The following is a 24,319-nucleotide window of genomic DNA, read 5'->3' as shown; positions in this document are numbered from 1 at the left end:
CATACGCTAGAAACCCGCTCGTCTCCAATAAATTGGAGTACATCCAGCGGCTTGGAGAGACTCCCCAAGCTCTGGCAGCGTTGCGTCCGCCTTTTCTTCTTCTATGCCTATCGTTCTCGCGCTCCCCCTGCATTCTTCAACAGATTTGTTTCTCAGCCGTCCATCAATAAAAAGTCTACCCATAGCTTGAAAAGCAGAGAATAGAAATATGTTGATCTTAAAGCGCAGAACTGGTGAAAACCTAAGGATCGGAGCCAATGTCTCAATCACAGTATTGGAAGTTAAGGGAAATCAGGTAAAGATAGGAATACAAGCTCCCAGATCACTTCCAGTTCACCGTGAAGAAATTTACAAACGTGTCCAGAAGGGAAGGGTGCAGGGGAATAGAAACTGTTGAGAGCTTGGTCCTAATTGTGGAGCATCCAAAGCATCGGTATCAAAACCTTAGCAGAACCGCGGTCTTGGTGCCAGGTGCCGTTGCTAGTTACGTCTATTCACCTGATGGTACCACTTGATAAATACCGGCCTCATCTAGTAAAACGCCATTGGACATCATATAAGCAAAAATTAACAAAGATAAGATAACTACAGCTAAATGAACTTTCGTTGCTGAATTGGCGTACTTAGAAAGATAACCCAGGCCATTCTTTTGGCCTGAAGTGGCTGCAATGGCGAATGGTAATAATACAGCTATTGCTAGTCCAGCTAAGAAGAAGTATGAAAGATATTCCTCATAATAATAAGGGAACCATGACTCATAGAAAGCTGTAAAAGTAAGATAATATGCAGCAAGTGCAAGTAGGAGTGTAATGGTAAAAATCAATAGTTTCTTCAAATCAAATACCAAGACTTTCAATAGAGCGTAGGCTCTTGTAGTTAACAAGTTTTACAGTGAAGGGTTCTTCCTCAGAAGAATAATAACAAAAGATGAGTGCTAAATCCCCCTATCAATGAGCCTATTGCAAGCTCTCTTCATTATCTATCACGGAGATTGTTCTCTCTATGAATCTTTTGTAAGTCTTTTCAGGTATAAATGTGGCTTTATCGCTCGCGTTGAATTTCTGTAAAATACTCTTTAATTGTGTATCCGCCATTATTTTCTCTAGATCTGATTCTTTATGATAAAGTTCTCGAACTCTATTTATCCATGAAAAAGTATTTTCTCTAAATTCAATTAGAGATGATTTATTGGCAGTAACACCATGCCCGGGTATGATTAAGCTTTGATCATCACCCATATTTAAAATAGTATCAACTGCGCTGCTGAAGCCTTTAACTCCACCAGCATAAAATGTGGGATGCCAGCTAGTATCGAAAATATCACCAACAAATATTGCGTTACTCTCCTTATGATAAAATATATTGTCAATCGATGAATGAGATCTAACTCTTATGTGAGTAAACCCTTCTAGGGGAAGGTCACCCTCTAGAAGCTTTCCACCTTTATTCTCAAAATACTTATTGCCTCCAGTGTGATCAGAGTGTGCATGTGTATTTAAGATAAAAATAACAGGCTTATCGTAGGTCGAATGAATTACTTGGTCTAATTCACTCAGATGATTATCTCCCGGCATCGGGTCTATTAATACCAAGCCATTTCCTACGTCTATTAAACCGATATTAGTACCATACTCTTTTCCACTTAAGATATATAATTGTTCAGATATCTTCATCTTTACTATGCTTGATGAAGCAGTGGAGCTGATGAGTATGAATATTATTGAAAGAAGAATTTTGAAAATATTCAAAGCAAATCCTTTTGTATTTTAATTAAATTTCATCGATATGTTAAACACCGTAAGATGTGACTATCAACATATCGTGAGCTTTAATTTCAAAATTTTCCTTACCTTACGTAATTTAGGTGTACCTTTGTGTTATGGCTAAATCTAACTATATAGGGCGTCTACTAAATGTGGGTAAGTCTTGGATATAACGCCTTTAGTCGCAGACAGAAAATTCGTTAGTCTTTTTGTGTGATCTTGCCCTGATAAAATGGATACACTACTGAAATACCGCGTTAAATTTCTCTTTATCAAGGTGCTTCTCAAATGCTCCTAGCGACTGACCAACCGAGGGCTCAGCCATTAGTTCTTGCATTGCTACTTCTCCAACAACCTTAAATGCTTGATCAAAGGCAGCTGAACCCAGTACTTTTGAAGCCGCCTTAGCTTGACTGGGGCAATCTTCAGTTATAAGCCGGGTAATTAATGCCCCAACATACTTACTTGAATCGCCAATATCTGACTCGGTAACCTTTGAAAAAGGTTTGATCGAGCTATGCGAGGACATGCCAAAAAAAATCCATTTGGCCAAATTTTTCCTTTCTTTACCGTTCATTGAGTCTGTGAGGCATATACTAAGCTGCTGCGCCTCTTGGCTGGCATATGCCGCACCAGTAGCGATGAGGGATGAGGACAATACTATTACTTTAATAATTTTATTCACTATTAACTTCTCCACTTGAATTCTACGACCTAACGTTTTTATTTCCGAAACAGCATCAGCTGGTTCCGCAACCTAAACTTGGTACGCCCAACATGGCTGCGGACTAATGGGGTGAAAGCCCCCTGTAGGAAGATCACCATATAATAGGCTCCATTAAATGCTAACTACTAGCGAATGGCAACTGCAACACCGCGAGGTCTTGTGGGGAGGAAGCCGCTGGCAAAACTATGTGCTGACGAACAAAAACATAATATAAGGCTTAGCCTGGAGGTGAGGTAGCGAAGGATACCGAAGCCAAGTGACCTAATGGGTAGAGTAAATGATGCAGTGTGCTGTGAAAGTTTACGTTCATATCTGGGGAGATCTGTGACACTCAACTGAGATGAAGATCTGCTTGATACTATCATTGGGAAGAGATTCATCACGGATAGGGAACCGCTCATTGCGGACTCGCACGGTGGGTGGTGTGGGGGCTGGTAGCTAGAAACTACCGGCTACCCGATTTAGGTGCCACCACCTTCAACATATATGACTTTAGTGTTGCAGCCTTTAATATTTGAATCTTTAACGTATGTGGTTGTTTCAACGAATTTAGATGCTGATCGATAGAATAGTGCACAGCGGTCAGTGGCTGTACTTGTGTCAATATTTACAGGCTTTGAGCTTTCAAGGTCAAAAGAGACATAAACTTCACAGGGGCCAAATGAGAGTATGTCTACACCTGCAGCAGTCTTGCTAGGGTAGATCTGTTTTCCTGGGATTAGTATTGCGTTGTCGCAAGAGGTATTAGCCATTAACGGCGTGCATAAGACTAGAAGAGTTACAATGAGATATCTCATGGCAAGAAGCGCCTAATGCCTTTGGCAGTAGCGCACGAAGTGCGCCTGGGCGTACTGCCCAAACTGGTTATGCATGTTTGAGCGCCCTTTTAACCAACCAAGATGAATCATCATTAGTTAACCATTGATAGCCTTCTCTACTACAGTCGTTGGCAATGGATTTAACTTGATCTTGGAATAGCTCATAAGCAGATTTTTCGATGGATTCTATAACTGGTTCGTATGGTTTGCCGAGAAAGTCTGCGAGCTCCTTCCCCCCTAGAAAAATAAATGGCATATCCTCAGCTTCTATATTTCCTTCGTTGATTTCCAGTTTCGCTGCTTCTCGGATATCTTCTAGAACTTCAAAAGACTTATCAAAGATTTCTATAGCAGCATACCTCCAGAACATTTTCTCGCTCTTTAGCGTTTTATTAATCTTCACAAGTTTTAAACAAGTAAGTAAAAGAACTACGCATACAAAAAATAGTAAAAGACTAAGAATTTCAAACATTACTCAATTCCTTGTGCTGCATAACGTTTAAAGCACCTGCGACAAAACCAAAACGAAGGTTTTGACGTCGGGTGTCTTTACTTGGTACGCCCAGCATGGGCGTGAACTAATGGGGTGAAAGTCCCCTGTAGGAGGATCACCATTTAATGGGTCCATTAAATGCTAACTACTAGCGAATGGCAACTGCAATACCGCGAGGTTTTGTGGGGAGGAAGCCGCTAGCAAAACTACGAGCTGACGAACAGAAACATCATATAAGGCTTAGCCTGGAGGCGAGGTAGCCAAGGATACCAAAGCCATGTGGTCTAACGGGTAGAGTAAATGATGCAGTTGTGTAGTGAAAGTTCACGTTCTTATCTGGGGAGATCTGTTTAACTTGCCGCTGTGAAGCTGTCAGCGTGGCCGCTGAATCATAAATAGGCCCAACTCGCTAGCCACCATCGTGGGGTAGACAAAAATGGTGGGACACAGCGGCGCCTTGGTCAGTAATGATCAAGGTGATTAAACAGAAGTCAGCCGACGGCATAGTAGCCAAATGCCAAGATTAATACCTTGGACAGGGTGAAGGCCTGAACCCAAAATCCACGAGTTAAAAGACAGGGCTAGCCTACCGATATGTTGCCAGCCGGATATAAAATTGACGTAGCGCACTGCCATGACACTCAACTCAAATGAAAATCTACTCGATGCTATCCTCAGCAAAGAAAACCTCAATGCTGCATGGAAGCACGTTCGAGCGAATAAAGGTGCCGCAGGCATTGATGGGATTACCGTTGATGATTTTGTGCAGCACTTCAAGGCAGTCGGCGATGAAATTATCGAAGCCATTCGGCAAGGTCATTACCAGCCGCTGCCTGTTAGACGCGTCTACATTCGCAAGTCAGACGGTGGTCAGCGAGGTCTAGGGATACCTACGATTTTTGATCGTGTTATTCAGCAAGCAATCGCGCAAATCATCAACCCTATTTTCGATGTGACTTTTTCAGAGTTTAGCTATGGCTTCCGGCCAAAGCGATCACAGCATCACGCGGTGAAAAAGCTACAAAAGTATATCGAGGGTGGCAAGCGAATAGCGGTGGATGTCGATCTATCCAAGTTCTTCGATCGAGTGAATCATGACTTTCTCATGAGCTTACTCGGCCAAAGAATTAACGATAAGCGTTTACTCAAACTGATCGCAAGCTACTTGCGCGTAGGCTGGGTAGAAGATGGATGTTGGCAAGCGTGTTATGAGGGGGTGCCGCAAGGTGGCCCTTTATCGCCGCTGCTCTCCAATATTGTACTCGATCTGCTCGACAAAGAGCTGGAAAAACGCCGACACAATTTCGTCCGCTATGCGGACGATTTCGTGATTGTCGTTTCCTCTAAGCGTGCCGGCGAACGGGTTATGGCCAGCATCAAACGCTTTGTTGAGCGCAAGCTTAAACTCAAAGTTAACGATGCTAAAAGCCAAGTAGTCCCCGTTAGCCGGTGTAAGTTTCTGGGGTTTTCTTTCAGTGGAGCAAAGCTTGTCTGGCATGATAAGTCGCTGCGCCAATTTAAATATCACGTCCGTCAGATTACAGGGCGATCCCGTGGTATTTCGATGGAGAAGAAAATGAAAGAGCTTACCGTATTCCTCCGTGGCTGGATTAATTATTTTGGTATAGCACAAGGCTACCAAAAATGTATTGATCTTGACTGCTGGATACGGCGGCGATTAAGAATGAGCTATTGGAAGAATTGGCGTAGGGTAAGAACGAAAATTCGAAATTTGCTACGCATGGGTGTGAGTGAATCACTGGCTGTCACTTGTGGATCGTCCGGTAAAAGTTACTGGCGAAATGCAAAGACAGAAGGTATTCATATTGCACTAAACAATGAGGTTTTCCAAAAGATGGGGTTGGTCTCGTTACGTGATCGCTGGGTAGAAATTCATTACGGGTAGGGAACCGCCCATTGCGGACCCGCACGATGGGTGGTGTGGGGGCCGGTAGCTAGAAACTACTGGCTACCCGATTTAAACATAATACACCACCAGTGCCACTAGAACTAAAATTAACAACAGGTAGATTGGTTTGATCTCGATGGAGCCGGCATTCTCTGCCTCAGCCTCTAGCTTCAGTAGTTTTTCGGTATCGCCAATATTGTTTAGGAGCATTTTGTTTGAGAATTTCGCAATCCTAATACTCCATTCATTAGGGCCAAGCTCTTCTAAAGAATCACAAAGGGCAATCAGCTCTCTAGATTCTTGTTCGGGGAGACTTTCAACAACCTCAGAGATCAAATCATGCAACTCGATAATATCCATTAGATGTTTAACGCCGTTAGCATTTGACCTTGTTAGCCATTTTCCAATTTTTCCTTCGAATGCTTATACATATAGTAAATACTATATGCGACCATACAAAACCACATAACGATGTTATCAAAGCGATCTTCGTAGAGCGCCCTTACTGCCATGGCAGAACAAATACCGACCATGACTGCATCAATGGTGAGCGATAAGGCTGCTATAGTTTTCTTCGCTTTGTCGCCATGTGCAGATTGGTATCTTTCTACCAGACGATTGATTAAAAGCGATGTTGTGTAGAAACCTAAAAATATAATGGCGATATATCCAAGGAACACCCACCCCTCTACAGAGATATTGAAAATCCCCCGCAAAAATAGAAAAGTAACGTAGGAAAAGATGGCCAGTATTATGAACCCGCCACTTCCTCTTACAAATTCTTGTCTAGATATATTTTTCATGATCATATGGCTAACATTTATACAGTAATCATTCTGACCACTTTTATCATGATTACTATTTCGGAATCAACTTTCCCGATATAACGGAAATTTTAAATAAAAATCATAGGGTTAGATGTATTTGGTGCTAAAGTACAAACTACAAAAATGATCACTTTGACTACTATCCCAGTTTTTAACTCAACTTATAACTAACTGATTTGTAAGGTATTTTTATACATTCTATGTAAAGCTCAAAAATAACGGTCAAAATGATCATAATTACCTGAGCTGGCACTCACTAACTTGTCAGAATTATCGGGAATTTAGAAGTGTGATGAGGCCAAGGCTTCAGGATTGAGTGTTGTGGAGGGTTAGATATTTTTTTGGTTTGAGTGTACTAATTGAGTATCACGCGTATTTAGTGGTTATTTGTTTTTTTCTTTGGGTGGGGGATATTCTGCTATTCCATTGGCACACTTAAAAATAAAGTGAGATTGCCATTTCTGAAAAGCAGCTTAAGGATTAGGAAATATTGAGAAGCTATTTAGTGGGTCAGAATAATGTTGAACGATATAGCTCTTCATTAGTCGCTTGGGCAAATATCTTGCTGTTGCGAGGGGCTAACGGTCTGGTTGTTAGCTATTGAGCGCAGGCTTTATAAAATCGGGTAAATTTAGATTTAAATACCTCATCATTTACGGCTGCAAAGAGACCTTCAATCCAGCCTCATTAAGAAACCCTTTCACGGTACTTTCAATTTGCTCGGGGCTATTCATCTGCAAAACCTGTTGCAGGAGCAGCTCAATATCAGCTCGGCTAACGGCGCGTAGCGTAGCTTTTATTCGCGGTAAGTTAGTGGCGTTCATCGATAGCATATCGTAGCCCATGGCTACTAATAACAATGCACCGCTAGGTTCTCCTGCTAGTTCTCCACAGATCCCCACTTTGGTGCCAACGGCATGGGCTGCCGTTACGATTTCCTGCAAAGCGCGCAATACCGCTGGGTGCAGGGCGTGGTAAATATTGGCTACGCGGCTGTTATTACGATCCACCGCCAGGAGATATTGAGTGAGGTCATTACTGCCCACCGATATAAAGTCTGCATGTACGGCGAGTTCCCGCACTTGGTAGACGGCGGAGGGTACCTCTACCATTACCCCGAGTGGGGGCATAACAATTTCGTAACCTTCTTCAAGCAGCTCCCGGTAGGCTCTTTCCACCAGTTTGCGCGCGGCTTCGAGCTCGTTTAGGCCGCTGATCATGGGGAGCATAATCCGTAGGTTATTTAGTCCCAGGCTGGCTTTCATCATGGCGCGTACTTGCGCCAGGAATATTTCCGGGTGGTCGAGAGTTACGCGAATACCGCGCCATCCCAGAAAGGGATTGGTTTCCTCGATAGGGAAATAGGCCAGTGCTTTATCGCCGCCGATATCCAAGGTGCGCATGGTGACGGGTAGGGGGGCAAAGGCTTCCAGTTGCTCCCGGTAAATTTCGCGCTGCTCTTCCTCGGAGGGGAAACGGTCTCGCAATAGGAAAGGTACTTCGGTACGGAAAAGTCCTACTCCTTCAGCGCCGCGCTCCAGGGAGCGAACAACATCGGCCATCAGCCCGGTATTTACCATCAGGCGAATGCGATGGCCATCGGAGGTGATTGCCGGGAGTTGAGCCAGGTGGTCCAGGTTGCGGGCCAGTTGCTGCTCTTCTGCAACAATATCGTCGTACCGGCGCTTGAGTTCTGCGCCGGGGTGAATATGTAAGTCGCCCCGGTAGCCATCCACCACCATATCGACACCGTCGATGGTTTCGTAAGGTAGGTCCTGGACTCCCATGACAGCGGGCAGTCCCATGGCTCGGGCAATAATAGCCACATGGCTGTTGGAGGAGCCTTTAACGGATACGGCTCCGATCAGCTTTTCCCTGGGCACTTCTGCCAATACCGCTGCGGTTAGCTCTTCGCCGATCAGGATGGTGTTATCGGGGAAGTCCCGGTCGCTCTGCTGCTGTTGCCGCAGGTGCATCAGCACTCGGGCGCCCAGGTCGCGAACATCGGCGGCCCTATCGCGAAAGTAGGAGTCGGACATGGCTTCAAAGCGCCGCACATGTTCCAACATGACTTCGGCCCAGGCCCGCTGGGCACTGAGCTGCTGTTGGATGCGATCGCATACCTCGACGGCGAGGGAGCTGTCATCCAACATGCTGATATAGGCATCGAATAGCGCCCGTTCCTCAGGGCTGAGGTCGCTCTTCAGGCGCTCACCGACTTCGCGAATTTCCTCCTGGGCAGCGCTCAGGGCCTGTTGAAACAGGGCCAATTCAGTGTCCACATCCTCGCATTCGGAGTAGGGCACTGTGCCGAGATTCGCATGCGGGGTGACAATATGTACCCGCCCGATAGCCACACCGGGGGATGCGGCAATGCCAGAGAAGTGAGTTTCCCGTTGTTGCTTGCCAATACAGGCGAGAAGACCGGTGGCCTCAGCGTGGGCGATAACGCCGGCGAGCTGCGCTGAGAGTGTGACCAGGAAAGCTTCCTCCCACTCGTCGAATCGGCGCTTCTCTTCTTGCTGCACAACCAGGACACCCAGTACGGCGCGGTGGTGAATAATCGGTGTGCCGAGAAAGGCGCTAAAGCGCTCTTCTCCTGTAGAGGGGAAATATTGGAAGGCGGGGTGGGCTTCAGCTCTTTCCAGGTTAATTGGTTCTTCGCGGGTGACTACATTGCCTACCAGTCCCTCGCCGGGGGCCAGGTGGACTTGGCCAACCGCTTTGGGGTTGAGGCCATCGGTGGCCATAAGGACATAGTTGCCGTGTTGCTTGTCGCGCAGATATACGGAGCAGACGCGGGTGTGCATGATTTCCCGCACGCGATGCACAATGATTTCCAGCACCGCGGTGAGATTCCGGGCGGCATTTACTTCCTGAACGATACTGCGCAGAGATCCGAGCAATGGCCTGTCCTCGCCAATCAACGGAGAAATTCGATGACCCCGGAAAGTAGAAGTTCGATGCTGATCGGGGCCATTTTGTGAAGATACGCTGCTAACTACCCTGTGCGGTCAGCTGTCCTGTCCGCGCAGCCAGCGTCTCTCCAGCTGTATTTGTTGTGGGGCCAGCTCGGTCAGTGCGCGCCGGTATACTTCACGCTTAAAGGTCACCACTTTACTCAGTGGGTGCCAGTAGCTTACCCAGCGCCAGTGGTCGAATTCAGGTTTGTAACCATTGTCGAAGCTGATGGAGGCCTCATCTGCCTCGAGGCTCAGCAGGTACCACTTTTGCTTTTGCCCGATGCACAGTGGTTCGGAGCGACGTCGAATCAGCCTTTGTGGCAGGCGATAGCGCAGCCAGCCTCGGGTACAGGCAATCATACTGACTTGATCGCGAGTAAGGCCTACTTCTTCGTACAGTTCCCTATATAGCGCCTGTTCAGGGGTTTCGCCCGGATTAATACCACCCTGGGGAAATTGCCAGGCGTCCTTGCCACCTACCCGCCGCGCCCACAGTGCCTGACCGCGGGCGTTGAGCACGATAATACCGACATTGGGGCGGAACCCCTCGGCATCGATATTGCTGCTCTCGCCACTCGTGCCCCGGTTCTTGTTACCGGCCGGAGCTTTATCATTGCGATTCGAATGCTTGGCGGGCTTACGGCGGTTCTTTCGTCCGGCCTGTGCCGGCTTGCCGTCGCCCAAAATACCATCCTCAATACTGTTGTGTGCGGCCGTGCGCTGCACTTACTTGTTCTGCATTGTTCCACAGCAGGGGGTTTACAGCAATTCAGTGACGCAGTCCGTGTGCTGTCGTGCGGCGCAAGGTAAAATTAGCGGCCGCGCAGGGGACGTTTCCGGCTTCCTGGCGGTCAAATGCTTTTGGGGAACCTATAGTTATGGGAGAGTCGACAGTGCACTTGGCAATCTTTGATCTGGATAACACGCTGATAGGTGGTGATAGCGATCATGCCTGGGGCGAATTTCTGGTGGAGCGTGAACATGTCGACGGGACCCGTTACCGCTCGGCTAACGACCGCTTTTATCAAGATTACCAGCGCGGTGAATTGGATATTTTTGCCTACCTGGAATTTGCCTTGGAACCCCTGGCGCAGCTTTCCCGTGGCCAATTGGAAAACTTGCAGAGCGAGTTTATGCAGGAAGTTATCAGTGAATTGTGGCTGCCTCGGGCTCAGGCGCTGATCGGCGAACACCGGCGCAAAGGCCACCACATCATGATTATCACTGCGACCAATCGCTTTGTGGTTGAGCCCATTGCCTCGCGCCTCGGTGTCGATACCCTGCTGGCCACTGAGCCAGAGGAGGATGAGGGGCGGTTCACCGGAAAGGTCGTTGGTGAACCCTGTTACCAGGGGGGGAAAGTTGTCCGGTTGCGACAATGGCTGGCCCACAACCCGGAATACGCCAACAGTGAAAAGTGGTTCTACAGTGACTCCATCAATGATCTGCCCTTACTGGGCGAAGTTGAGCACCCAATTGCGGTGGACCCGGATGATCGCCTGCGCGTAGAAGCTGAGGCTCGCGGCTGGCCGGTGATCAGTTTGCGGGAAGAGAGTGAGTAGGTGCTTGCCAGTATTTGTGAAATGCACAAGATGGGGAATTGAGTGAACGGATCTATTATCCAGTACCGGGCCCTGGCTGTTTTAATCGGGGCCCTGGCCGGACTTTCTGCCTGTGAACAAAAAGCGGTAGAAAAACCGCAGCAGGTATCGCAACAAAGTATTGCGCCGCAACCTGTGAATGAAAAGGCTGCGACCGAGTTATCCCTGGCAATTTGGCAGGCGGGTGAGGCCCAGGTTATCCACGCCCATGCCGCTGTTGAAACTTTGCAGCGTGAAGTGGATGGCCTTCTGGCTCAGCCGAATGAAAATAAGCTGGAGAATGCCAGGCTCGCTTGGCTGGATGCCCATAGGGAATTTGCCGCTGCACTGCCTTATATAAAGTTGGCTTTTTCTTCGGGAGAGTTGCGCAGCCAGGGTAGAAAATTACTGTTATCAGTAGATAGTTGGCCGGCCCAGGCGGGCTATCTGGATACAGTGCCGGGTTATTCTGAGAGCGGTATCGTTAACGATACGGCCATTGATCTGACTTTAACGAACCTGCGCAAGCAGCACCGCCTGACGGCTCATGAAGAGGCCAGCACTGGTTTTCACGCCCTGGAAATTATGCTCTGGGGGCCCACCAGCGAGCGGGTTGCGGAGCAGTTTTTGGCTAAGTCCGATGGGGAAAAACCCGAGGCCCTGGCCGTCAATCGGCGTCGTGAACTAACCCGCTTGATCGTCAAAGGTGTGGAAGAGGATATGGCAGGCTTGGCCCGTCGTTGGCCGACGGCGGCCAACAGCCTTTCGCGGCCCTATCTATCCCTTGGACCGGTTGCCCGATTGCAGCAAATCCGTGCATCGCACACCCGGGTGATTGATGAGCAGCTGTTGCGCAGGTTGCCGGAGAGTTCCGAGAGCGATGTGGAAAGTAGCCGCGCTGCCGATTCAAAGCAGGCGATATTGGCAATTATGGCAACTCTCCAGTCAAACTGGATTCCCACTGGTGGGGGCGGCTTAGCGGAGCTGTTGCTGGATCGACATCAGGTGACGGCTTTAGAGCAGGCTTTTGTGGATTTCGAGAGCTTGTTGTTGCAAATGGAAGACCCGATTGAACTGGCGGAGCTGACCCAATTGGCCCAGGCACGCAAACTTCTCGAGCGTATCGCCGGGTTGATGGCAGGTACTACCCAAGTGCCAGTATCCGATCAGGATGTGATGCCGGTTAGCCTACCGGTTGATGGTGAATAAATCTTGCTCTCACAGGCATAACAAAAAACCCGGCGACTGCCGGGTTTTTTTGTATCTGTTGGGTGGGGATTACCAGCGACGTACAGGGCCAGTATCCACGTGTACGAAGTTACTCTTCGGGTAGTATCCGACACCGCCCGCTTTCAGGTTGAGTGCTGCCTGGCGCAACTTCGACAGGGACACTCCCGGCATACGGATATCCAAGGCCATACCACGAGTGTGGTAACTGCGTTTCGCTACGCCTCGGCCAGCTGCACGCAGCTTGGCATTGGTTTTAGGTGAACGGTATCCAGAGATAATCTCAATGGTGCCGTTGTAATTGAACTTCTCCTTCAGCTTGTAGACGATATCTAGAAGCTTGGGATCCATTCGGGTCACTTCGTTGGCGCGGTGGTCGCGAAGCAATTTGTTGAACTGCTTCAGGCCTCCGCTGCTGTAATCTCCGTTAGTCCAGTAGGCGGCCTCCAGCTTCTCCCCAGTGTGCAGGTTGCGCATTTTCAGGGTGCGGGAGCTACCTACTTTTGCGAAAGTCGGTCCGGCGCTGACGGCCGCCGCAGTTGCGCAGGTCACTGCCAGGAATCGACGTCTGGATGGATTCTTCATAATTCCGCCTCGTCGTTAAATCTCTCGTCGGTTTGCCTTAGTTGGCGCAACCGGGTACGGCGGAAAATGTACAAAAAATAACCAGTTGTTACAAACCTGAAGCTGCTAATTCAGAAATAATTAGATAGCCTGGGTGGTATATTTTTTCTTTTCTGCTACTTGAAACCGGAATTTTTATTGCTGATCAGTCGACGGTGTTGAATAGGGAGGAGACAGCGTTGTCATTGCGCGCTAATCACTAAAAAATTATTTTTCTGCGACTTATAAGTTTTATCGGGCTGTTTCGTCAGTGTACTTGGGAGCTATCCGATCACCTCTTCGGTCATGAGCTTGATAGCCTTCTTTATTAGTGGATGGTTTACCCATCTATAGACAGAGGACACCCTAGATATATAGAAGGCAGGAGCTTGTGTGTACATGTATATACATGCAGCTTAGGTGCTGCCAGCGTAGTATTTCTCCGGGCATACATCTGTTTAGGGTATCCGGCAGACTCTGGACCGCCCGATATTTGGGGGGCGTATTGATCTCGATTTCCTGGAGCCCGCCAGTAGCGGCGGGCGATAAAAAGAAACCTGGAAAAATTAGATCCGGCCAGTATTGCTACCACGGTTGTGAATATGGCAAAGCTCTAATTTTGTGATGACAAGGATGTAGTTTCCAAACCAAAGCCAGGGTTTAAATAGAAGTGTGAGTAGTGCTTTGAAAATTAAATCAAACTTGCTTAGGTGGTTATTTTGACCGGTGTCTTTCAAGTTCTATTTCCTGGGGAGCTTTAGCGTTATAGAGCGCTGCCAGCGAAAATGAGAACAGGCAAAATCCTTTAGCGATACTTAATATTTTTCACTTGCCGATAGGCTCCCTAATTTGGATAAGGCAGCTCTTTGTCACGATGATAAATATCAGGCCGGAATTGGGGGCGCCCATCCCTATCTATCCAGGCGGTCATATAAACGATGTAAATACGGGGTGATCCCTTAACCTTTACATTCAGAGCATCGTGCCCATTGGCTGCCTGCGCTACCCGGGTTCTGTCCCACCCCTGGTCACGAAGAAGAAAATAAGCTAATTCTTCTGGTGCTTGTAGCCTTACGCATCCGTGACTTAATGCCCGCTGGCGAAGTTTAAACAGGCTTTGAGCCTGGGTGTCATGGAGAAAAATAGCCTGCTTATTGGGGATAACAAATTTCACTTTTCCCAGGGTATTCTCAGGGCCACTCAATTGCCTCAAAGTAGCGTGCCCACCGGCTGCCTTGGCAATAGTCTCCTCTGTAATAGGGGACGATTTACCGCTGCGATATTGCACTACTCGATAACCCCGCTTGTGCATGGCTGTTGGGTTGTGTCGTGCCTTGGGCAAAAGCTCGGTGACAAGAATACTTCGGGGGACAGTCCAGGTTGGGCTGAAAACAATATTGGTTATCCGCGTGCGTAAATTTGGTGTGCGCGTACTGCTTTTTCCCACGACGGTTTTCATATTGAGAGCGACCGAACCATCTTCAATAAGCTGCAATCGATAGTCGGGCACGTTGACGATTACGTAGCGATCATCCTCTGGGAGCTTTAGCTGCTCCCATCGGGATGCATTTAATTCCATTTGCTTAGCGCGTTCCATTGGCGATATAGCCAAGGCTGCAAGTGTGTCTTCATCGGCGATACCGGTAACGTTCAATCCGTGGCGTTCCTGAAAGCGCTCCACTGCAGCTTGGAGCGCACTGTCAAATCTTCGGGGGTCTTTTTGCGGAGCGGAAAGCGGCCCGGGCTGACCGTGATAATCCTTATAAAGTGCCAGCAAATTACGTAGTTGCAGGACACGAGGGCCTTTGTCTCCAGGCTGTAAAGTTTTTCCCTGGGCGATAGGTCGCCAGTTTTTCGCTAAAACTCGGTAAGCCTGAGCGGTATCGCGCAATTGCTGGGTTGAACTGATTGGCTCAATAATGACATCGGTCTGCCCAGTAAATGAAGCATTCAAAGGGCTGGCCGAGGTAATTACGAGGCTTATCAGTGCGGCGATGCCGAGCTGGAATGGGCCATTTGCCATACTGATAACTCAGTAGTCCCTATAGCTCTTTATCCGTTTCACTCTCTACCTCCTATTACTGATCCCGGTTATAGATATCCGGCCGAAACTGAAGCTGCCCATTTTCATCTATCCAGGCAGTCCAGTAAGCGATATAAACCGGCAGGGGATTTTTAAGGGCAACGCCATGGGTGCGACCACTTCCCAGCGCGCGATTGATGCGAGCATCACTCCACTTGTTTTGCTGGGCTAACATCATACGGGCAAACTGCAATGGTTTTTCCAGGCGAATACAACCGTGGCTAAAGGCCCTTTGGGATTTTTTGAATAAGTGCTTGCTATTTGTGTCGTGGAGAAAAATGGCCTGCCGATTGGGGATAACAAATTTCACTCTTCCCAAAGCATTCCCCGGTCCGCCTTTTTGTTGCAGCGAAACTTGCCCTCGACGCACTGCAGCCACATTTCCACGAGTAAAAGGCACCGATCTGCCCCGATGATTCATCAGGCGATAACCTTTTGCCCTGAGGGCGGAACTGCCCTTGGGTAAAAGTTCCCGCAGCGCAATACTGGGCGGGACACGCCATACAGGATTAAATTCCAGTCGCGTCATACGGGTAGCGATTTGCGGTGTTTTGTGTTTTGGTTTTCCCACAACCACACGCATACGGAACTGCTCTTTATCGCCTTCAATTAGGCGCAAATTAAATTCCGGGACATTCACGATGATATAGCGAGGCCCTAAATCCTTGGGGAGTTGTTTCCAGCGTTCAATATTTGCTGCCAGAATTTTGGCAACTTTATCTGGCGGGGTATTGAGTCGACTCCGGGTTCCCTCATCAACCAGTGCCGTTTGCTTTAATCCATGACGTTTCTGAAATCGTTTAACGGCCTGCTGCAGTTTTTTGTCGTAGACATCTGCTTTAGAAGTATCTGCTCCGTACTCTTCGGGATGGTGATCACCATAGAGCATTAACAGGCTTCTCAATTGCGCAACCCGGGGACTGCGACTGCCCGGTGCGATAGGTTGTCCAGCACTGAGCGGTTTCCAGTAATTACCTTGTGCCAGGGTTTGATAGCGTGCTAACGCTTCGCTGAGTAGGGAAAATTGCCTGCCCTGAGGTAAAAAAGGATCGCGACTGCCGATCAGGTCAGGTTCGGCGGTATCTTTAGCTTCGGCGAGTATTTGTGGTGAGTGAATGCCTACCGATATTGCTATGGCAATCGCAGCGGCACTCGCCCGGAGGGAGGTTAGTTGGTTGCGTGGCAAAAAAGCGCAAAGTGAATTGTTGGCAGCACCCATAAGTCACCCCTGCAAGCACTGAGATTTATCACTGTGCTCACATTGATAACTTGTGACTGATAGTCTTTAAATAATTTTCAGGAATGGTGCTGCTTAAGAAAGTCTAATTAATGGAATAACACGCTCAATAATTCCCTGGTTATAACCGGGGCGACGTATAGCCGCCCCGGTTTCTTTTAAAATTGATTATCGGTCAGTCCATCTTTGCCATAAATATCCGGGCGGAAGTTCAGGTTGCCCTGACCATCGACCCAGGCAGTCCAGTAGGTGATATAAACCTTCACCAGTTGGGACATATCCACTTCCGTGGTTTCCTCTCCTGTGGTCAATTGATCGATACGCCACTGATCCCAATCCCCTTGGGGACGAAGCAGCGCTTCGGCCAAGTGGCGGGGTTTTTCCAGGCGGATGCAGCCATGGCTATAGCCCCGTGAGGTCAGGGAAAAAAGTTTGCGCGCGCGCGTATCGTGCAGGTACACGTCGTGAATATTGGGGATTTCAAATTTGACACGTCCCAATATGTTTTCCTCACCGCCCATTTGGCGCATTAGGTAGGAACCCGCACCTGCAGCAGATAGGTTTTGCGGAGTCAGAGGCAGTTTTTCACCCCTACCGCTAATCACCCGGTATCCCATTTTTTCCATACCTGCAGGGTTTTTACGAGCTTTGGGGAGGATCTCATTCACCAGGATGCTGCGCGGTACTGTCCAGGTGGGGTTAAAGACTACCTTGCTGACACGGGTGGTTATTTCAGGCGTTGCGTGTTTTTTCTTACCGACGACGACATTCATCGCCAGTTTGACCTGGTCGTTTTCCACGTATTTGAGACGATACGCGGGAATATTGACCTGGATAAAACGGCTGCCCAATTGTTCCGGCAATTCTTCGCGGCGCTTGATATTCATTTCCACAATGCGGGCGCGTGCAGCTGGGGATAAATTCAGGCGCTTGCGAGTTGAGCGACCGACAATACCATCTGCCCTCAGGCCGTGACGTTTTTGGAAGCGCACCACCGCTTGGTGAAGGCCCCGATCGAAGCGATTGCGATCAGTGCCGCCGTAGCTGTAGTAAGACTGGTAATCACCGTATAGGGAGAGCAGGTTGCGCAGGAGGCCCACATGTGGGTGGCGTGCACCCATGGTCATGGCAGGGCCCGCCGGGATCGGACGCCAGCGACCGCTGGAAGAAATCTTGCGCAGTCGTTGCAGCTCACCGCGCAGCGCTCTTACATCGTTGCCATAGGGCCGGTTTTCCTCGTAGTAAGGCCCCTCACTGTTTTCAGATCTCACCGGTGGGGCGGCAGTATTTGACCGCCCCTGATTGTAATAAACGCGACTGCCGGAACCCGAGCCACTATTGTTGTCCCGATAGGAACGGTATCGACTGCGTTCATAGGTGCGAGTGCTACCGGAATAATTGCGTCCTGAGTAATTGCCGGAAGTATCCGCATTGTATTCCCGCGAGTAATAGCGGCTGCGAACATTGCTGCCGAGATTGGCTGCGCGATCATATCCGCGGAAGTACTTGCGCCCGCTGGGTTCACTGGAAGCCTGCTGTTGAGCGGTGCTGGTCGCAACCAAGCGGAAACCTTCGCTATCCCGCAGAACCGGTGTGACACCCCGGCGCGGGCGGGTTTTGGGCTTGAGCCTGTCCAGCTGGGTATCTTGCGCGTAGGAGACAAAGGCATCGGTCAGTAAGATATCCAATACTGCAGCCATCTGAAGCCGTTGTGGAGTATCGCGGAGGGTGCGATCGAAGTATCCCAGGTGGTAGCGGTAGTCGACCATGCTGCTCGGATTGCCGGAGCTGGCAGCTGTGAGTTGTTTCAGCAGGTCATTGGCACTATCACTTAGGCTGTAGTTATCGAACCAAAGCAAGCGGTAATCCGTGCGCTGGTAGATCTTGCGCACAGCGGCGGGGTTAAAAATGGGGTCCTGGGCTGGCCAGGCATCGGGGTTTTCCTCAAGCCAGTGTACTAAATGAGGGCGAACAGCATTCTCCGGTAAAACGGGTACGGTCTTCTGGTTTGCTGCGAAAGCATAATAAAGAATGAAGACACAGAGGCTACCCAGTGTCAGCAGTGGAAGTACAGATTTGCGTCTACGATGCTCGGGGTTGAAATACGACATGGTACCTCAGCGATTCTGCGGGGGCCCGGTGCGATATTTTGGAAAATGCCGGGCGCCAGATCGTTCATACCTTCCCAACCTGTGGCGAGCCCATCCAGATACTCAGGGATATTATCGGTGACTCGCACGTGTCATGCGTCCCGCGCGACTTCCTTTTATTAAGACTGATGTCGGTGTCCTGCTTGCGCGAAACTCAACCAACTTCAGTCTGTGAAAGTAAGTATGGCAATAAATGCAAAATTTGCTTGGCGCTTCATTCTTTTTAGAGTAAGGATTTGCGAATGATGAGTTTTGCGTCAAATTTTTCGCCCGTGGGTGAAAATGGGGCGTGTTTACTGGGGCTTTTTTAAATATGGTGCAGAGGCTTGTACAAAAAGTTATGCACAATTTGTTTGCCATTCGCATTGAGCCTGCTTAATTGGGCGACTGGGTAGTGAAGTAGCGCAGGGGGCCACTTTGATTGCCGTTTATAAAAGTCTGCTCCCAAAGTTGGCCACATCCCCTCTGGTCGATGGTGATCACGGTACTCGCGCGGGTACCGTAGCCTCCATTGCGAAGCATTGGTTCTGTCGCCGAGCTATCGGCATCAATTTGAATGAATATCGGAGAGAGTGCCCGCTCAATCTCCAGTGGTAGCCCGGTATGAGGGAGTTGTTGGTCCGACGCTTGGCTGCGATCTTTGAGCAGTGCCAGTGCTGGCTCCACAAAGCTATCGATTGTTACCAGTTGGTCGGCCGCAGGTATTATTTCTGCCAGCCCCGCTTTGCCCCTCTCCACCTTTGGCCAGGGTTCGTCCGGTGCGCCGTTGGAGATACCGTGAATGCCCGGTTCAAACGTAAATGGCTTGTGCCGGTTCCCGGCACAGAAGAGAGTGTTTTGATTCTGAATATCAAACAGCAGGGCGTTAAAGCCTCGATATTGCTGGGATTCCAGGTAGTGGATGAAATGCTCAGGGCTAATTTGTTGGCTGAGGAATTTCTGCGGTATTTCTCCGCGGGAAAGCGCTCCTTCAGATTCCGGTGTCCCAGGCTCCCGGATATTGGTTACAGCCGCGACCCGGCCGGGGGATACGCCGGCCCAGGTTCCCTGAGCTTCAAGGTCTCTACCCGCAATTAGCCCGGTCCCGGGCCAGTGCTCAGCTGCTGCGGTTGGCCTTTGATAGAACTCATCCCGATTGGCGATCAACAGCAGAGGGTATTTCGGGTGGCATTGATAGGCGAATAGTAGTAGACACATGGGGATCTTCCCTAGGGGCAAGCTGCCCTTCCACAGCGGGGGGCTTTACGACCATAATACGCCCTTTATTAGCAATCGCGATTCCCCCATGCTGACCTATCCCGAAATTGACCCGGTAGCCTTTGCAATAGGCCCCTTAAAAGTGCACTGGTATGGGCTGATGTATTTGGCTGGCTTTGTCGCGGCCTGGTGGTTGGCATTGCGCCGAAGTGCCAAACCCTGGTCACCGGTTATTAAATCCGAAGTTGAGGACTTGATTCTCTACTGTGCCATTGGTGTCGTTATCGGTGGCCGCTTGGGGTACATGTTCTTTTATAACTTCCCCCAGTTGCTCGAAGACCCGATATCACTGATCCGGCTGTGGGAAGGGGGGATGAGCTTCCACGGCGGGCTGATAGGGGTAATGTTGGCCACGGCACTCTACGCGCGTAAAATTGGTACAACCTTCCCGGCTCTAATTGATTTCGTTGCTCCTCTGGTGCCCATCGGTCTTGGGCTTGGGCGGATCGGTAATTTTATTGGCCAGGAGCTTTGGGGGCGTGAAACTGAAGGCCCTTGGGGCATGGTCTTTCCAAAGGACCCGGACCTTCTGGTCCGGCACCCATCCCAGCTGTATCAAGCCTTCCTTGAGGGGCTGGTTCTCTTTGCGCTGCTCTGGTGGTTCTCCAGCAAGCCGCGCCCTCGACTCGCGGTGGGTGGTATGTTCGTGACGCTCTACGGTGTATTCCGCTTCCTGGTGGAATTTGTCCGGGAGCCCGATGGGCATATAGGTTTTGATTTATTTGGATGGATGACTCGTGGGCAGCTTTTGAGTCTGCCAATGATTATTGCCGGCATCGCATTGCTGGTGTGGAGTTATAAAACTCAGCCGCTTCCCGAGGGGCGAACTGAGCAGAAAGGTAAGAAAGCAGGGTCTTCCCGAGTTAAAGGCGGAGCATAGCAGTAGATGAAGCAGTATCTCGATCTAATGCGCCATGTGCGCGATAACGGCACCGTTAAAGGTGACCGCACCGGCACTGGTACTCTCAGTGTGTTTGGCTATCAAATGCGCTTTAATTTGGCGGAGGGTTTTCCGCTGATCACCACTAAAAAGTGCCATTTACGCTCGATTATTCACGAACTTCTGTGGTTTTTGCAGGGGGATACCAATATCCGCTATCTGCAGGACAACAAGGTGCGGATTTGGGATGAGTGGGCGACAGAGGACGGTGATCTGGGTCCTGTATATGGCCATCAATGGCGCTCCTGGCCCACTTCTGATGGTCGCCAGATCGACCAGATTGAGCAGTTGGTCCACCAATTGAAAACCCGCCCGGACTCCCGGCGCCTGATGGTTAGTGCCTGGAACCCTGCGGATCTGCCAGATGAAGGTGTTTCACCAGCTGATAATGCTCGTGAAGGGCGTATGGCCCTGGCTCCCTGCCATGCCCTGTTCCAGTTCTATGTCGCTGATGGCAAGTTGTCCTGCCAGCTGTACCAGCGAAGCGCAGACATTTTCCTCGGGGTGCCTTTCAATATCGCCTCATACAGCCTGCTGACCCTTATGCTGGCACAGGTATGCGGTTTGAAGCCCGGCGATTTTATCCACACCTTTGGTGATGCTCACCTCTACTCCAACCATATGGAGCAGGTCGAACTGCAATTGCAGCGCGACCCTCTGCCTCTGCCACAAATGCACTTGAACCCAGATGTGAAAGATCTGTTTTCTTTCCGCTTCGAGGACTTTGAACTCAAAGGTTACGAAGCCTATCCACATATTCCGGCACCTGTAGCGGTTTAAGGGGCAGTAATGACGGTTTCTATTGCTTTGATTGCGGCAGTTGCCCGCAATGGTGCTATCGGCAAGGATAATGAACTCCCCTGGCGCATCTCCGGCGATCTGCAGTTTTTTAAGCGGACCACTATGGGAAAGCCAGTAGTAATGGGACGAAAGACCTTTGAGTCTATTGGTCGCCCACTTCCGGGGCGTGTCAACATTGTCATTACGCGTAATGCTGACTGGGTTGCGGATGGCGTTGAGGTGGTCCAGTCTCTGGATAAAGCCCTGAGTCTGGCCCAAAGCTGCGCTAAGGACAGCGGTGCCACTGAAGTGATGGTTATTGGGGGAGCACAAATTTATCGCCAGGCACTGCCTCTGGCTGCCCGCTTATATGTCACCGAAGTTGACGCAAATATCGACGGGGATGCATACTTTCCCGACATGGATGACTCGTGGGTCGAGTCGGCACGAGAGTGTTACCCGGCCTCGGACAGGAATGAGTACAACTACTCATTAGTCCAATATGACAGATTTAAATAAAAACAATTTGATCAAAAGTTGATCGATCTGTTAAATTCTCCAACAGCTTACACAAGGAACGTCGCCGCTAATGTGTGCAAGTAACCCGGGGATGTTACCCGAGTGTTACCTTGCTACCCAAGCGGGCCGATGCTGGCAATCGGCATTTGAATAATCAAATCGGCTGTTTACAATGTGCGGCTCTTAGCTGTCTTCTAACCAATGTTTTTAAAACAAAAGGACACCGCGTTGTGGCAGCTAACTCATCGCGACCATGTTGTGAAATATTGAACCCACTGGGGGGTCTAATGAAAACCAAGCGATTCATGGCTGTGGCGCTGACCACTGCGCTGTCTGCCGGCGCGCTCTACGGCAGCGTAGCCACTGCGGATACTCTCGATAACGTACTCGCCGTCGGCCAGCAGAAAACCACTGCGGCCCAGGCATCGCAAAAACGCATCGACAAGATTGCCGACGAAACCAGCAGCCTGCTGCAGGACTTCAAGGTGGTTAATAAAGAAATCGATGGTCTGCGCGTATACAACCGTCAGCTGGAAAAGCAGCTGGCCAATCAGCTCGAAGTTATCAATGAGCTGGATGAGTCTATTGCCAACGTTACTGTCATTGAACGTCAGATTCAGCCGCTGATCCTGCGTATGCTGGAAGGTCTGGAGCAGTTCATTGAGCTGGACGCACCGTTCAAGCTCGAAGAGCGTATGGCGAACCTCAACGGTGTTAAGAGCACCATGGACCGTTCCGATGTAAGTGTTGCGGAGAAATTCCGCCAGGTACTGGAACTGTACAACTTCGAAGCGGAATACGCCCGTAAGATCGACTCTTACCGCGATACTCTGACCGTTGCTGGTCAAGAGCGCGAGGTGAGCGTTCTGCAAATCGGCCGTATCGCCCTACTGGCTCAGACTACTGATGCAGAAATTGCCCTCGCTTATGACAAAGCGCAAAAAGCGTGGGTTGAGATCGACGCAGGTGAATACCGCCGCGCTCTCATGAACGGTCTGAAAATTGCCAAGAAGCAGGCCACTATCGACATCATGACCATGCCGATCCCGGCTCCGGAGGCAGCGCAATGAAAACCTCTTTCGCCAAACGCGTTTTAGTAGCGGCAGCAGCTGGTCTGATCAGCTTCTCCGCAGTTGCTCAAGAGAAGGCTGCTTCCCTGGACGACCTGTTGAAAATGGTTCAGCAGTCCAAAGTTGCCGAGTCCAAAGAACACAAGCAGCGTGAAGCTGAGTTCCGCCGTCAGAAAGCGAACCAGAATGCTCTGCTAAACCAAGCCAAAAATACTCGCACAGCTGAAGAAAAGCGCTCTTCTGACCTGGAAAAGAAATACCAGGAGCAGGAAGTTGCTGTTGATCAGAAGCGTCAGCAACTGGACCAGCGTCTGGGTTCCTTGAAGGAACTGTTCGGCCATATGTCCTCTACTGCTGCTGACCTGCGTGCCAATATCGGTTCCTCTCTGGTTTCCGCTCAATATCCTAACCGTACTGAATTCATCGATGGTCTTCTGGCTAAGATGAACAGTGCTACCCAGCTGCCGACTATCGAAGAAATCGAGCGTCTGTGGTTTGAAATTCAGCGCGAAACTGTTGAATCTGGCAAGATCGTTAAGTTTAACGCAACCGTGATCAAGCCCAATGGTGAGCAGGCTGATCAGGAAGTGGTTCGCGTAGGTAACTTCAACCTGGTTTCCAATGGTAAATACCTGGAAATGAACAATGCCTACAAAATGGCTGAGCTGATCCGTCAGCCTGACGCCAAGTTCCAAGGCATGGCTGAAACTCTACAGGCTTCTACCAGTGGCTTCAGTGCCTTCGGTGTAGACCCGACTGGTCCTACCGGCGGCTCCTACCTGAAAGCCATGATTAATAGCCCGGACATCGTAGAGCGCTGGCACCAGGGTGGCATCGTGGGCTACATCATCTCCGCTGTTGGTGCCTTCGCGATGCTGCTGGCTATCTTCCGCCTGATCGTTCTGACTGGCGTTGGCGCCAAAGTGAATGCACAGCTGCGCTCCTCTACTCCGAACACCAATAACCCGCTGGGTCGTGTACTGGCTGTTGCGGAAGAGAATAAAGGTGTAGACGGTGAAACTCTCGAACTGAAGATGGAAGAAGCGGTACTGAAAGAGCGTCCGGCGATTGAATCCGGCCTCAACCTGCTGAAGATCATCGCGATGGTTGCTCCGCTGCTGGGTCTGCTGGGTACCGTTACCGGTATGATCATCACCTTCCAGGCGATCACTATCTTTGGTGCGGGCGATCCTAAGGCAATGGCAGGCGGTATTTCCTCGGCCCTGATTACCACTGTTCTCGGTCTGGTTGTGGCTATCCCAACCGTTCTGATGCACACCGTAGTTAATGGTCGTGCCAAGCGTGTCCTGCACATTCTGGAAGAGCAGAGTGCTGGTATCGTGGCAGAAAACGCTGAGCGCAAATAAGAGGAG

At 49.7% G+C, this 24,319-nt stretch carries 23 protein-coding genes; 9 read left to right on the top strand and 14 right to left on the bottom strand.

All coding sequences use genetic code 11. The annotated features are described in order from the left end of the window. The first annotated feature begins 208 nt into the window (after positions 1-208). Positions 209-397, top strand: coding sequence for a carbon storage regulator CsrA (gene csrA / locus ACJJI8_RS04140; RefSeq protein ID WP_444934374.1), 189 nt, complete (start codon positions 209-211; stop codon positions 395-397). Positions 398-490: 93 nt separating this feature from the next. On the opposite strand, the gene ACJJI8_RS04135 is transcribed toward csrA, so the two are convergent. The 5 genes from ACJJI8_RS04135 to ACJJI8_RS04115 form a co-directional block, all read right to left on the bottom strand. Beyond that, positions 491-835, bottom strand: coding sequence for a hypothetical protein (locus ACJJI8_RS04135; protein WP_444934373.1), 345 nt, complete (start codon positions 833-835; stop codon positions 491-493). 121 nt (positions 836-956) lie between these two features. Then, positions 957-1,673, bottom strand: a complete 717-nt coding sequence (locus ACJJI8_RS04130; RefSeq protein WP_444934372.1) for an MBL fold metallo-hydrolase — start codon at positions 1,671-1,673, stop codon at positions 957-959. A gap of 331 nt (positions 1,674-2,004) precedes the next feature. Then, positions 2,005-2,448: a hypothetical protein gene (locus tag ACJJI8_RS04125; RefSeq protein WP_444934371.1), complete on the bottom strand. Its 444-nt coding sequence runs from the start codon at positions 2,446-2,448 to the stop codon at positions 2,005-2,007. Between the two features lie 503 nt (positions 2,449-2,951). Then, positions 2,952-3,287: a hypothetical protein gene (locus ACJJI8_RS04120; RefSeq protein WP_444934370.1), complete on the bottom strand. Its 336-nt coding sequence runs from the start codon at positions 3,285-3,287 to the stop codon at positions 2,952-2,954. 67 nt (positions 3,288-3,354) lie between these two features. Continuing rightward, positions 3,355-3,780 (bottom strand): hypothetical protein, encoded by a 426-nt coding sequence (locus tag ACJJI8_RS04115; RefSeq protein WP_444934369.1) that lies wholly within the window; start codon positions 3,778-3,780, stop codon positions 3,355-3,357. A gap of 655 nt (positions 3,781-4,435) precedes the next feature. Here ACJJI8_RS04115 and ltrA point away from each other — a divergent pair. Next, the gene (ltrA, locus tag ACJJI8_RS04110) at positions 4,436-5,707 is read left to right on the top strand and encodes a group II intron reverse transcriptase/maturase (RefSeq protein WP_444934286.1); all 1,272 of its coding nucleotides are present in this window, start codon (positions 4,436-4,438) and stop codon (positions 5,705-5,707) included. A 72-nt stretch (positions 5,708-5,779) separates the two neighbouring features. On the opposite strand, the gene ACJJI8_RS04105 is transcribed toward ltrA, so the two are convergent. The 4 genes from ACJJI8_RS04105 to ACJJI8_RS04090 form a co-directional block, all read right to left on the bottom strand. Further along, the gene (locus ACJJI8_RS04105; RefSeq protein ID WP_444934368.1) at positions 5,780-6,070 is read right to left on the bottom strand and encodes a hypothetical protein; all 291 of its coding nucleotides are present in this window, start codon (positions 6,068-6,070) and stop codon (positions 5,780-5,782) included. A gap of 32 nt (positions 6,071-6,102) precedes the next feature. Continuing rightward, positions 6,103-6,513 carry a hypothetical protein gene (locus ACJJI8_RS04100; RefSeq protein WP_444934367.1) on the bottom strand — a complete coding sequence of 137 codons (411 nt, stop codon included), beginning with the start codon at positions 6,511-6,513 and terminating at the stop codon, positions 6,103-6,105. 677 nt (positions 6,514-7,190) lie between these two features. Next, complete coding sequence (ptsP, locus tag ACJJI8_RS04095; protein ID WP_444934366.1) at positions 7,191-9,443, bottom strand: phosphoenolpyruvate--protein phosphotransferase; 2,253 nt, start codon at positions 9,441-9,443, stop codon at positions 7,191-7,193. Between the two features lie 108 nt (positions 9,444-9,551). Beyond that, positions 9,552-10,058, bottom strand: coding sequence for an RNA pyrophosphohydrolase (locus tag ACJJI8_RS04090; RefSeq protein WP_444935141.1), 507 nt, complete (start codon positions 10,056-10,058; stop codon positions 9,552-9,554). 335 nt (positions 10,059-10,393) lie between these two features. On the opposite strand from ACJJI8_RS04090, the gene ACJJI8_RS04085 reads away from it, so the two are divergent. Further along, positions 10,394-11,062, top strand: coding sequence for a histidinol-phosphatase (locus tag ACJJI8_RS04085; RefSeq protein ID WP_444935140.1), 669 nt, complete (start codon positions 10,394-10,396; stop codon positions 11,060-11,062). A 42-nt stretch (positions 11,063-11,104) separates the two neighbouring features. After that, entirely contained in the window at positions 11,105-12,289 is a 1,185-nt protein-coding gene (locus tag ACJJI8_RS04080) for an imelysin family protein (RefSeq protein WP_444934365.1), read from the top strand. A gap of 69 nt (positions 12,290-12,358) precedes the next feature. Here ACJJI8_RS04080 and mepK read toward each other — a convergent pair whose 3' ends face one another. From mepK to ACJJI8_RS04055, 5 genes are all read right to left on the bottom strand, one after another. Next, a complete protein-coding gene (mepK, locus tag ACJJI8_RS04075) occupies positions 12,359-12,892 on the bottom strand; it encodes a peptidoglycan L,D-endopeptidase MepK (protein WP_282930973.1) in 534 nt (177 codons plus the stop codon). An 862-nt stretch (positions 12,893-13,754) separates the two neighbouring features. After that, the gene (locus ACJJI8_RS04070) at positions 13,755-14,933 is read right to left on the bottom strand and encodes a L,D-transpeptidase family protein (protein WP_444934364.1); all 1,179 of its coding nucleotides are present in this window, start codon (positions 14,931-14,933) and stop codon (positions 13,755-13,757) included. Positions 14,934-14,988: 55 nt separating this feature from the next. Beyond that, positions 14,989-16,212, bottom strand: coding sequence for a L,D-transpeptidase family protein (locus ACJJI8_RS04065; protein ID WP_444934363.1), 1,224 nt, complete (start codon positions 16,210-16,212; stop codon positions 14,989-14,991). Between the two features lie 176 nt (positions 16,213-16,388). Then, complete coding sequence (locus ACJJI8_RS04060) at positions 16,389-18,341, bottom strand: L,D-transpeptidase family protein (RefSeq protein WP_413663577.1); 1,953 nt, start codon at positions 18,339-18,341, stop codon at positions 16,389-16,391. A gap of 414 nt (positions 18,342-18,755) precedes the next feature. Continuing rightward, complete coding sequence (locus ACJJI8_RS04055) at positions 18,756-19,577, bottom strand: NRDE family protein (RefSeq protein ID WP_444934362.1); 822 nt, start codon at positions 19,575-19,577, stop codon at positions 18,756-18,758. Positions 19,578-19,665: 88 nt separating this feature from the next. Here ACJJI8_RS04055 and lgt point away from each other — a divergent pair, with 88 nt between their 5' ends. From lgt to ACJJI8_RS04030, 5 genes are all read left to right on the top strand, one after another. Next, complete coding sequence (gene lgt / locus ACJJI8_RS04050; RefSeq protein ID WP_413665894.1) at positions 19,666-20,517, top strand: prolipoprotein diacylglyceryl transferase; 852 nt, start codon at positions 19,666-19,668, stop codon at positions 20,515-20,517. A gap of 6 nt (positions 20,518-20,523) precedes the next feature. After that, complete coding sequence (locus ACJJI8_RS04045; RefSeq protein WP_444915340.1) at positions 20,524-21,357, top strand: thymidylate synthase; 834 nt, start codon at positions 20,524-20,526, stop codon at positions 21,355-21,357. Positions 21,358-21,366: 9 nt separating this feature from the next. Further along, positions 21,367-21,876: a dihydrofolate reductase gene (locus ACJJI8_RS04040; protein WP_444915341.1), complete on the top strand. Its 510-nt coding sequence runs from the start codon at positions 21,367-21,369 to the stop codon at positions 21,874-21,876. Positions 21,877-22,163: 287 nt separating this feature from the next. Next, positions 22,164-22,946 (top strand): DUF3450 domain-containing protein, encoded by a 783-nt coding sequence (locus tag ACJJI8_RS04035; protein ID WP_413663573.1) that lies wholly within the window; start codon positions 22,164-22,166, stop codon positions 22,944-22,946. Next, positions 22,943-24,313 carry a MotA/TolQ/ExbB proton channel family protein gene (locus ACJJI8_RS04030; RefSeq protein WP_444934361.1) on the top strand — a complete coding sequence of 457 codons (1,371 nt, stop codon included), beginning with the start codon at positions 22,943-22,945 and terminating at the stop codon, positions 24,311-24,313. The genes ACJJI8_RS04035 and ACJJI8_RS04030 overlap by 4 nt, the downstream gene beginning before the upstream one ends. Positions 24,314-24,319: the final 6 nt, after the last annotated feature.

This window comes from Microbulbifer maximicatervae (SeqCode), assembly GCF_052467695.1.
This window is presented reverse-complemented; position numbering and strand designations above follow the sequence as displayed.

Bases quoted from the DNA above. Each gene is read 5' to 3' on its own strand.
- ACJJI8_RS04100 (WP_444934367.1), bottom strand. From the start codon at position 6,513: ATGAAAAATATATCTAGACAAGAATTTGTAAGAGGAAGTGGCGGGTTC.
- ACJJI8_RS04065 (WP_444934363.1), bottom strand. From the start codon at position 16,212: ATGGGTGCTGCCAACAATTCACTTTGCGCTTTTTTGCCACGCAACCAA.
- ACJJI8_RS04030 (WP_444934361.1), top strand. From the start codon at position 22,943: ATGAAAACCTCTTTCGCCAAACGCGTTTTAGTAGCGGCAGCAGCTGGT.
- ltrA (WP_444934286.1), top strand. From the start codon at position 4,436: ATGACACTCAACTCAAATGAAAATCTACTCGATGCTATCCTCAGCAAA.
- ACJJI8_RS04130 (WP_444934372.1), bottom strand. From the start codon at position 1,673: ATGAAGATATCTGAACAATTATATATCTTAAGTGGAAAAGAGTATGGT.
- ACJJI8_RS04070 (WP_444934364.1), bottom strand. From the start codon at position 14,933: ATGGCAAATGGCCCATTCCAGCTCGGCATCGCCGCACTGATAAGCCTC.
- ACJJI8_RS04055 (WP_444934362.1), bottom strand. From the start codon at position 19,577: ATGTGTCTACTACTATTCGCCTATCAATGCCACCCGAAATACCCTCTG.
- ACJJI8_RS04035 (WP_413663573.1), top strand. From the start codon at position 22,164: ATGAAAACCAAGCGATTCATGGCTGTGGCGCTGACCACTGCGCTGTCT.
- ACJJI8_RS04060 (WP_413663577.1), bottom strand. From the start codon at position 18,341: ATGTCGTATTTCAACCCCGAGCATCGTAGACGCAAATCTGTACTTCCA.
- ACJJI8_RS04120 (WP_444934370.1), bottom strand. From the start codon at position 3,287: ATGAGATATCTCATTGTAACTCTTCTAGTCTTATGCACGCCGTTAATG.
- lgt (WP_413665894.1), top strand. From the start codon at position 19,666: ATGCTGACCTATCCCGAAATTGACCCGGTAGCCTTTGCAATAGGCCCC.
- mepK (WP_282930973.1), bottom strand. From the start codon at position 12,892: ATGAAGAATCCATCCAGACGTCGATTCCTGGCAGTGACCTGCGCAACT.
- ACJJI8_RS04115 (WP_444934369.1), bottom strand. From the start codon at position 3,780: ATGTTTGAAATTCTTAGTCTTTTACTATTTTTTGTATGCGTAGTTCTT.
- ACJJI8_RS04040 (WP_444915341.1), top strand. From the start codon at position 21,367: ATGACGGTTTCTATTGCTTTGATTGCGGCAGTTGCCCGCAATGGTGCT.
- ACJJI8_RS04105 (WP_444934368.1), bottom strand. From the start codon at position 6,070: ATGGATATTATCGAGTTGCATGATTTGATCTCTGAGGTTGTTGAAAGT.
- csrA (WP_444934374.1), top strand. From the start codon at position 209: ATGTTGATCTTAAAGCGCAGAACTGGTGAAAACCTAAGGATCGGAGCC.
- ACJJI8_RS04045 (WP_444915340.1), top strand. From the start codon at position 20,524: ATGAAGCAGTATCTCGATCTAATGCGCCATGTGCGCGATAACGGCACC.